This window comes from Kineococcus glutinatus (assembly GCF_039542765.1).
Taxonomy (GTDB): Bacteria; Actinomycetota; Actinomycetes; order Actinomycetales; family Kineococcaceae; genus Kineococcus_A; species Kineococcus_A glutinatus.
This window is the reverse complement of the sequence record NZ_BAABIL010000585.1, coordinates 1-7,759: the sequence shown is the minus strand read 5'-3', so window position 1 is coordinate 7,759 and position 7,759 is coordinate 1. Positions and strand designations below refer to the sequence as shown.

Below are 7,759 nucleotides of genomic sequence, written 5' to 3'. Positions count from 1 at the left end.
CGGACGCCTCCGCCGGGCAGGCCGCCGAGGCCACCGCCGCGCTGCTGGCCGCCGTGCTCGCCGAGGTCGCCCCCACCGTGCTCGACGCCGTCCGCACCACCCTCGCCGGCACCGACGACCCCGCCGTCGCCCGCGCGCTCGGCGCCTGGCTCGGCAGCGACGACACCGGCCTGCGCAACGCCGTCGTCGTGGCCCTGCAGACCATGCCCACCGGCGTCGCCGGCGTCGTGACCGACCTGCTGGCCTCCCCCGACGCCCGGGTGCGCACCCTCACCGTCATGGTGCTCTCCACGCTGCCGCACCCGCGGGTCGGGCAGTGGCTGGCCCTCGTCGCCGAGCACGACACCGACGCCAACATCGTCGCCGCCGCCGTCGACGCCGCCCAGCTGCTGGACTCCGACCTCGCCGCCGACCTCGCCGCCACCGGCGCCGCCCGCTTCCCCACCAACCCCTACCTCGGCTTCCTCGCCTCCGTCGCGACCACCGCAGCAGGTGGCCGGTGACCCTCACCAGCCCCACCACCGCCGAGAAGATCCTCACCGACGCGCAGTTCCTGCGCGTGCGCGAGTGGGTCTACCGCCGCACCGGCATCCAGTTCGGCGACAACAAGCGCTACTTCGTCGACAAGCGCGTCCACGCCTGCGTGCAGCACCACGGCGGCGACTTCAACTCCTGGTTCCTGCAGCTGCGCGCCGGCGGCGGCCAGCTCGCCGAGCAGCTCGTCAACGAGCTCACCGTCAACGAGACGTACTTCATGCGCGAGGACCACCAGTTCGACTCCCTGGTCCGCACCGTCATGCCCCGCATCGCCGCCGCCCGCCGCGCCGCCCGCGACGACAGCCCCGTCCGGCTGCTGTCCCTGCCGTGCTCCACCGGCGAGGAGCCCTACTCCATCGCCCTGCGGCTGCTGGAGGACTGGCCCGGCATCGCCACCACCGACGTGGAGATCGTCGCCGCCGACATCGACACCCGCGTCCTGCACCAGGCGCAGGCGGGGGAGTACGGCCCCCGCTCCATGCACCGGGTACCACCCGCCCTGCGCGCCAAGTACTTCGAGAAGCTGCCCGCCGACCGCTGGCGCCTCTCCGGCGACGTGCGCGAGGCCATCGAGTTCACCACCACCAACGTCTGCGACACCGACCTCATGCGCTCCTTCCGCGCCTTCGACGTCGTCTTCTGCCGCAACGTCCTCATCTACTTCGACGAGCTGTCCGCCCGCCGCGCCGCGGAGAACCTCTTCGGCGCCATGCGCCCCGGCGGCTACCTGTTCCTCGGCCACTCCGAGTCGATGAGCCGCATCTCCCCGATCTTCGAGCCCGTCCGCATCGACGACGGCATCGTCTACCAGCGCCCCGCGATCGGAGCCGCCCGATGAGCACCCCCACCACCGGGCGCCGCCGCGCCCTCGTCGTCGACGACGCACCCACCGTGCGCATGTACCACGGCGGGATCCTGCGCCAGGCCGGCTTCGACGTCGACGAGGCCGTCAACGGCTTCGAGGCCCTGGAGATGCTGCTCGCGGGCGGCTACGACCTCCTCGTCGTCGACGTCAACATGCCGCAGATGGACGGCTACACCCTCGTCCAGCGCCTGCGCTCGGCCCCCGTCTCCTGCGCGGCCCCCGTCGTCACCATCTCCACCGAGTCCGGCGAGGCCGACGCCGAGGCCGCCTACCGCGCCGGCGCCAACCTCTACCTCGTCAAGCCCGTCGCCCCGGACCTGCTGCAGCGCACCGCGGACCTCCTCACCGCCGCCCTGCCCGCCGGCACCCCCACCACCGAGGCCACCACCACCGAGGCCACCACCACCGAGGCCACCACCGAGCTGCCGACCGGGAGCCACCCGTGAGCAACCCCCTCCTCGTCCAGTTCGTCGCCGAGTCCGCCGACCTGCTCGCCGACGTCGACGACGGCCTCCTGCGCCTGGAGCAGGACCCCGGCGACCGCGACCTCGTCAACGCCGTCTTCCGCGCCGCGCACACCTTCAAGGGCTCCTCCGGCCTCTTCGACCTGCCCGAGCTCACCCGCCTCACCCACGCCGCCGAGGACCTCCTCGACGCCGTGCGCTCGGGCACCCTGGCCCTGGAACCGGCCATGGTCGACGGCCTCCTCGCCGCCTTCGACGCCGTGCGCCGCTGGATGCCCGCCATCGAGAGCACCGGCCGCGTGCCCGCCGGCGCCGACGCCGAGGGCGAGGCCATCTCCTCCCGCCTGCGCACCTTCCTCGGCGACGGGACCGGAACCGCCGCCGGGGCACCCCCGGCCACCGCCACCCCGGCCACCGTCCAGCCCCTGCCCGAGTGGGTCCGCGACCTCGACGAGACCGTCCTCACCGAGCTGCGCACCTGGCTGGACCTCACCGGCTCCACCCTGCGCGCCGCCCGCTACACCCCCGACTCCGGTTGCTTCTTCCGCGGCGAGGACCCCCTCGGCCTCGTCCGGCAGGTCCCCGCCGTGGAGAACCTGGCCATCACCACCCCCCAGCCCCTGGCCGGCATCGACGAGATCGACGAGTACGACTGCGTCCTGCAGTTCACCCTCCTCACCCGCGCCGGCACCGGCGAGCTCGGCCACGTCTTCCGCTACGTGCCCGACCAGCTCGCCACCGCCGAGGTCTGCGCCGAGAACCTCGGCTGGCTCCTCGACGGCACCGGCCCCACCGCCGAGGCCACCGGCGGAACCGGCGAACCCGACCCCGCCGCCGCCGCCCGCGCCGCCGAGCTCACCTGGTACGGCGAGCTGCTGCGCGCCCAGACCCACGTCCTGGCCGCCGGCGCCGGTGACGACGAGACCGCCACCGCCACCTTCGACGCCCGCACCCGCGCCGCCGGGCACGCCGCCCTGCGCGTGGCCGCCGCCCTCGGCGAGGACACCACCGTCGGCGCCGAGGTCCTCGCCGACGCCCTCGCCTTCGGCGACACCGGCGAGCTGCAGATGTGGATCACCGGCCTCGCCGTCGGCGCCGTCACCGACGCCGACCACGCCACCCGCGCCGCCGGAGCCGGCGCCCCTCCCGCCGGCGCCGCCGCTCCCGCCGCAACCCCCACCGGCACCCCCGACGCACCCGCCCCCGAACACGCCGAGCGCGCCGCCACCACCGAGGACGCCACCCCCACCAACCGCGTCCTCAAGGTCGAGCAGGCCAAGGTCGACCAGCTCCTCGACCTCGTCGGCGAGCTCGTCGTCGCCAAGAACGCCCTGCCCTTCGTCGCCCAGGAGGCCGAGGACGCCGGCGCACGCGCCCTGGCCCGCCGCCTGCGCGACGAGTTCGCCGCCATCAGCCGCGTCAGCGAGGAGCTGCAGCAGGCCGTGATGGACGTGCGGATGCTGCCCGTCTCCACCGCCTTCGCCCGCGTCCCCCGCCTCGTGCGCGACCTGTCCCGCAAGCTCGGCAAGAACGTCCGGCTGGTGCAGGAGGGCGAGGACACCGCCGCGGACAAGGACGTCATCGAGATGCTCGCCGAGCCCCTCGTGCACCTGGTCCGCAACAGCCTCGACCACGGCATCGAGACCCCCGCCGACCGCGAGGGGGCCGGCAAGCCCGCCGAGGCCACCCTCACCCTGCGCGCCGCCCCCGACGGCGACGCCGTCGTCGTGGAGATCGTCGACGACGGCCGCGGCATCGACACCGACAAGGTGCGGCGCAAGGCCTACGAGCGCGGCATCATCGACGAGGCGGCCCTGGAGTCCATGGCCGACGACGAGGCCGCCCAGCTCATCTTCGCCCCCGGCTTCTCCACCGCCGACCAGATCTCCGACGTCTCCGGCCGCGGCGTCGGCATGGACGCCGTCCGCTCCTCCATCGAACGGCTCGGCGGTTCCGTCAGCACCGTCAACGCCCGCGGGCAGGGCCTCACCGTCCGCCTGCGCCTGCCCCTGACGATGGCCGTCTCCCGCGTCCTGCTCATCACCGCCGGCGGCCAGCGCTTCGGCGTCCCCCTCGACGACGTCGTGGAGACCGTCCGCACCGAGCGCACCGCGCTCACCCGCGTCGCCGGCCGCCCGGTGCTGGCGCTGCGCGAGGAGATCCTGCCGCTGTCCTCGCTGGGCTCCCTGCTGGACATCGGCGGCGACCTCGACGCCGAGCACCTCAACGTCCTCGTCGTGCGCACCCCCACCGGACCCCTCGGGCTCGTCGTCGACCGGTTCCACCAGAACACCGACGTCATCCTCAAACCCCTCGAGGGCCTGCTCGCCGCCACACCCGGCTACTGCGGCACCGCCCTGCTGGGCGACGGCCTCGTCCTGCTCGTCCTCGACGTCAAGGAGCTGAACACCCGTGCCACTGCAGCTCGGTAGGCGCACCGCCGTCCTCACCGGCGCCCTCGTCGTCGAGGACGCCGAACCCCTGGCCACCTGGCTGCGCGCCACCGGCGAGGCCCGCGTGGACCTCGCCGACTGCGAGCACCTGCACACCGCCGTGCTGCAGGCGTTGCTCGCCGCGCGCGTCAAGGTCGGCGCCCCACCGGCCGATGCCTTCCTCAGGGCCTGGGTGCTGCCGCTGCTCCAAGCGCACCGCCCCGCACCCGAGCCGATCGCCCGGACCGCCGGCGACGCACCCGCCGCGGCACCCGCCGCCGGCGACGAGCCCGTCCCCGCACCGACCCTCGAAGGGGTAGCACCATGACCACCGTCATGATCGTCGACGACTCGCCCACGATGCTGATGAGCATCAAGTCCGTCCTCACCAAGGCCGGCATGGCCGTCGAGACCGCCAAGGACGGCCAGGAGGCCCTGGACCGCATCAAGGGCGGCCTCAAGCCCAACCTCGTCATCAGCGACGTGAACATGCCCCGCCTGGACGGCATCGGCTTCGTCCGCGAGGCCCGCAAGGCCGGCCTGCGCTTCACGCCGATCCTCATGCTGACCACCGAGTCCGAGGCCACCAAGCGCGCCGAGGCCAAGGCCGCCGGCGCCACCGGCTGGCTCGTCAAGCCCGTCCAGCCCGACGCCCTGCTCAACGTCATCCGCCAGGTCGTCCCCGGCGCCTGAGCGCCGCGGACCGCACAGCCGCCGGAGGGGTCGCTCGCGCGCGCGAGCGACCCCCACCGCCAGAGGGGAGGGGCCCGGTGCCCGACACCACCCACGACGTCCCGGCCGCGGACGTCAGCGCACTGCTGCGGCACGCGGAGCAGGTCCTGGCCGTCCTCGCCGGGCAGCTCCGGCAGGTCGTGGCCACCACGGAGGAGGCCGCCGTGTCGATCCTCACCCAGGTCCAGGCGGCCGACGCCGGCACCGAGGGCGTCGACCGCGTCGCACGCGCGCTGCAGGACCGCGCACCGCGCGAGGCCGCCGAGCTGTCCGACGGTGTCCGCACGCTGGAGGCGGCCACGACCGCCGTCCTGGCCGCCACCCAGTTCCAGGACGTGACCCGGCAGGGCGTCGACGGCGTCCTCGCCGCGCTGGCCGACGTGGCCGGCGGGCTGCGCGCCGCCGCCGACCACCTGGACGGCACGGGCACGGGGGAGCTGCCCCGTCCCGACGACGCGCTGCAGGCGCTGCAGCGCGGGTACGTCTCCGCGGCGCAGCGCCGGGTCCACGCCGAGGTCGTGGGGGCCGGCCGGGTCGAGGAGGCGCAGCCGGCGGTCGTCGAGCTGTTCTGAGGGGCTGCACCGCAGCGCCACGAGGAGCCCCCGGCAGTTCCTGCCGGGGGCTCCTGCGCGTGTTCGTCATCGTCATACAGCATATATTCCTAGTTATCGTGCACTATCAGTACACGTACTCGCCAGCGAGCTTCCACCCCGATCAGGGGGCGGAACCCGCGTTCACCGCCGCTGCCAGGGCCCGGCGCGCGGTGTCCGCCACCTCCCGCAGTGCCCGGCCGCGGCCGGCGACCTCGTACCCGGTCACGGCGGCGCCGTCGTCCTGACCGGCGAGCTCGACGATGGCCATGACCTGCGCTGCGCTCTGCGCGACGCGGACCGCGCGGGGGTCGTGGTGCGAGGGGAGGGCGTCGGGGCGCAGTCCACCTTCCCGGACGGCGGCGATGCGGTCGGCCGCGTCCGGGCGCCAGCGGGCGACATCGAGGGCCGCGAGCGCCTGCACGGCGGCGGTCAGCGCCGTGCGCAGCTCACGCTCGGCGGTGGGCAGGTCGACGACCGCGGGTGCCCGGCGGGGGAGCGCGGCGTGCACCGCCCACTCCACGAGGACCCCCGGCTCCCACGCGGAACCGAAGACCTCGACGGCGGGCACGAGGGCCCAGCGCTGCGGCGCGCCGGGCACCTCCAGGACGACGCACTCGCCGGCGTCGAGGGCCTCGGCGTTCACGTCGGCCGGGCCCGGCAGCCCCACGGGGTCGCCGGGAGCGGGCAGCACCACCTCGGTGCGGCTGCCCGCGGGCAGCGCCGGCAGCAGCTCGCGCAGGGTGGTCGCGCTCGCGCCGCCGGGCAGGGCGGGTGCGGTGGTGCTCCACCGGAGGGTGTGGGGCTCGTCCTCGCGCTGCACGGCGGCCACGGCCCGGTCGAGCGCGGCGCGCCGGCCCGCGACGGCGGCGCCCCAGGCGGCGAGGCGGGCGGAGCGGGGCAGGTCCAGCACCGGGTCAGGGTAGGCGGGTCCGCGTGCGGGGGCCGCGGGGGGCGTCGTTAGGGTCGCGGCCATGAGCGACGTCCTCGACCTGGCGGCTGTGACGGTGACGCGGGGCACGAAGGTCCTGCTGGACGCCGTGGACTGGCAGGTGGAGGACGGCGAGCGCTGGGTGGTGCTCGGGCCCAACGGCGCGGGCAAGTCGACGCTGCTGTCCATCGCAGCGGCACGGTTGCACCCGACGCGCGGCCGGGTGTCGGTGCTGGGGGAGCGGCTGGGGCAGGTGGACGTCTTCGAGCTGCGCCCGCGGATCGGCCTGGCCAGCAGCGCGCTGGCGCAGCACGTCCCCGCCGGTGAGGTGGTGCGCGACGTCGTCGTGACCGCGGCCTACGGCGTCACCGGCCGGTGGGTGGAGTCCTACGACGACGCGGACCTGGCCCGCGCGGAGGAGCTGCTGGGGCTGATGGGCGTGGGTGCGCTGGCCACCCGCCGCTACGGCACGCTCAGCGACGGCGAGCGCAAGCGGGTGCAGGTGGCCCGGGCGCTGATGACCGACCCGGAGCTGCTGCTGCTCGACGAGCCCGCCGGTGGCCTGGACCTGGGGGGTCGCGAGGACCTGCTGCGGCGGCTGACGGCGCTGGCCGCGGACCCGGTGGCGCCGACGACGGTGCTGGTGACCCACCACGTGGAGGAGATCCCCGTGGGGGTGACGCACGCGCTGCTGCTGCGCGAGGGCCGCGTGGTGGCCGGTGGCCCGGTGGCGGAGGTCCTGACGTCGGACCTGCTGTCGACGACGTTCGGCCTGGCGCTGGAGGTCGGTACCGAGGCCGGCCGCTGGACGGCGCGCGCCCTGCGCTGAGGTCGCCCGTCCGTCGAATGAACATATGGCAAGTTATCGGGCGTAAGTAGTTCAAATAGTTCTGGCAGCGCAACGGTGCTCGAAGACCACGCTCAGCCCTGACGGACGAGGACCCCGGTGGTGTCCATCTCGTCGGCGATGCGCTGGACCATCTGCACGTACCAGTCGGCGTGGTTGTAGTGCCACAGCGCGCGCGCCTCGGCGGCGCGGTCACCGCCGCCGCCGTTGGCGCACAGGTAGCGGGCGGCGGTGTGGACGGCGTCCGCGGGGTTCCACACGTCCGTGGTGCCGTCGCCGTCACCGTCGACGGCGTAGGCGCGGAAGGTGGCGGGCATGAACTGCATGGGGCCCTGGGCGCCGGCGGAGGAGGGCCCGGTGT

At 74.9% G+C, this 7,759-nt stretch carries 10 protein-coding genes; 8 read left to right on the top strand and 2 right to left on the bottom strand.

Annotated features, from left to right (window positions below):
* From ABEB16_RS18645 to ABEB16_RS18615, 7 genes are all read left to right on the top strand, one after another.
* Positions 1 to 503: HEAT repeat domain-containing protein (locus tag ABEB16_RS18645; RefSeq protein WP_345713711.1), on the top strand; the 503-nt coding region annotated here is incomplete at its 5' end.
* The gene (locus tag ABEB16_RS18640) at positions 500 to 1,375 is read left to right on the top strand and encodes a CheR family methyltransferase (RefSeq protein WP_345713710.1); all 876 of its coding nucleotides are present in this window, start codon (positions 500 to 502) and stop codon (positions 1,373 to 1,375) included. The genes ABEB16_RS18645 and ABEB16_RS18640, both read left to right, overlap by 4 nt.
* Entirely contained in the window at positions 1,372 to 1,848 is a 477-nt protein-coding gene (locus ABEB16_RS18635; RefSeq protein WP_345713709.1) for a response regulator, read from the top strand. The genes ABEB16_RS18640 and ABEB16_RS18635 overlap by 4 nt, the downstream gene beginning before the upstream one ends.
* Positions 1,845 to 4,298 (top strand): chemotaxis protein CheA, encoded by a 2,454-nt coding sequence (locus tag ABEB16_RS18630; RefSeq protein ID WP_345713708.1) that lies wholly within the window; start codon positions 1,845 to 1,847, stop codon positions 4,296 to 4,298. The genes ABEB16_RS18635 and ABEB16_RS18630 overlap by 4 nt, the downstream gene beginning before the upstream one ends.
* Positions 4,279 to 4,626, top strand: a complete 348-nt coding sequence (locus ABEB16_RS18625) for a hypothetical protein (protein WP_345713707.1) — start codon at positions 4,279 to 4,281, stop codon at positions 4,624 to 4,626. Before ABEB16_RS18630 ends, ABEB16_RS18625 begins: the two co-directional genes overlap by 20 nt.
* Positions 4,623 to 4,991 (top strand): response regulator, encoded by a 369-nt coding sequence (locus tag ABEB16_RS18620; protein WP_345713706.1) that lies wholly within the window; start codon positions 4,623 to 4,625, stop codon positions 4,989 to 4,991. The genes ABEB16_RS18625 and ABEB16_RS18620 overlap by 4 nt, the downstream gene beginning before the upstream one ends.
* A gap of 77 nt (positions 4,992 to 5,068) precedes the next feature.
* Positions 5,069 to 5,602, top strand: coding sequence for a hypothetical protein (locus ABEB16_RS18615; protein WP_345713705.1), 534 nt, complete (start codon positions 5,069 to 5,071; stop codon positions 5,600 to 5,602).
* Positions 5,603 to 5,744: 142 nt separating this feature from the next.
* Here ABEB16_RS18615 and ABEB16_RS18610 read toward each other — a convergent pair whose 3' ends face one another.
* On the bottom strand, positions 5,745 to 6,533 hold the full coding sequence (locus ABEB16_RS18610; RefSeq protein ID WP_345713704.1) for a hypothetical protein: 789 nt from the start codon (positions 6,531 to 6,533) through the stop codon (positions 5,745 to 5,747).
* A gap of 61 nt (positions 6,534 to 6,594) precedes the next feature.
* On the opposite strand from ABEB16_RS18610, the gene ABEB16_RS18605 reads away from it, so the two are divergent.
* Positions 6,595 to 7,380, top strand: a complete 786-nt coding sequence (locus tag ABEB16_RS18605; protein ID WP_345713703.1) for an ABC transporter ATP-binding protein — start codon at positions 6,595 to 6,597, stop codon at positions 7,378 to 7,380.
* A 92-nt stretch (positions 7,381 to 7,472) separates the two neighbouring features.
* On the opposite strand, the gene ABEB16_RS18600 is transcribed toward ABEB16_RS18605, so the two are convergent.
* The coding region (locus tag ABEB16_RS18600) for a lytic transglycosylase domain-containing protein (RefSeq protein WP_345713702.1) at positions 7,473 to 7,759 on the bottom strand (287 nt) is incomplete at its 5' end.

What these genes read in the sequence shown, in the direction of transcription:
- ABEB16_RS18635 (WP_345713709.1), top strand. Translation starts at nt 1,372, where the DNA reads ATGAGCACCCCCACCACCGGGCGCCGCCGCGCCCTCGTCGTCGACGAC.
- ABEB16_RS18605 (WP_345713703.1), top strand. Translation starts at nt 6,595, where the DNA reads ATGAGCGACGTCCTCGACCTGGCGGCTGTGACGGTGACGCGGGGCACG.
- ABEB16_RS18620 (WP_345713706.1), top strand. Translation starts at nt 4,623, where the DNA reads ATGACCACCGTCATGATCGTCGACGACTCGCCCACGATGCTGATGAGC.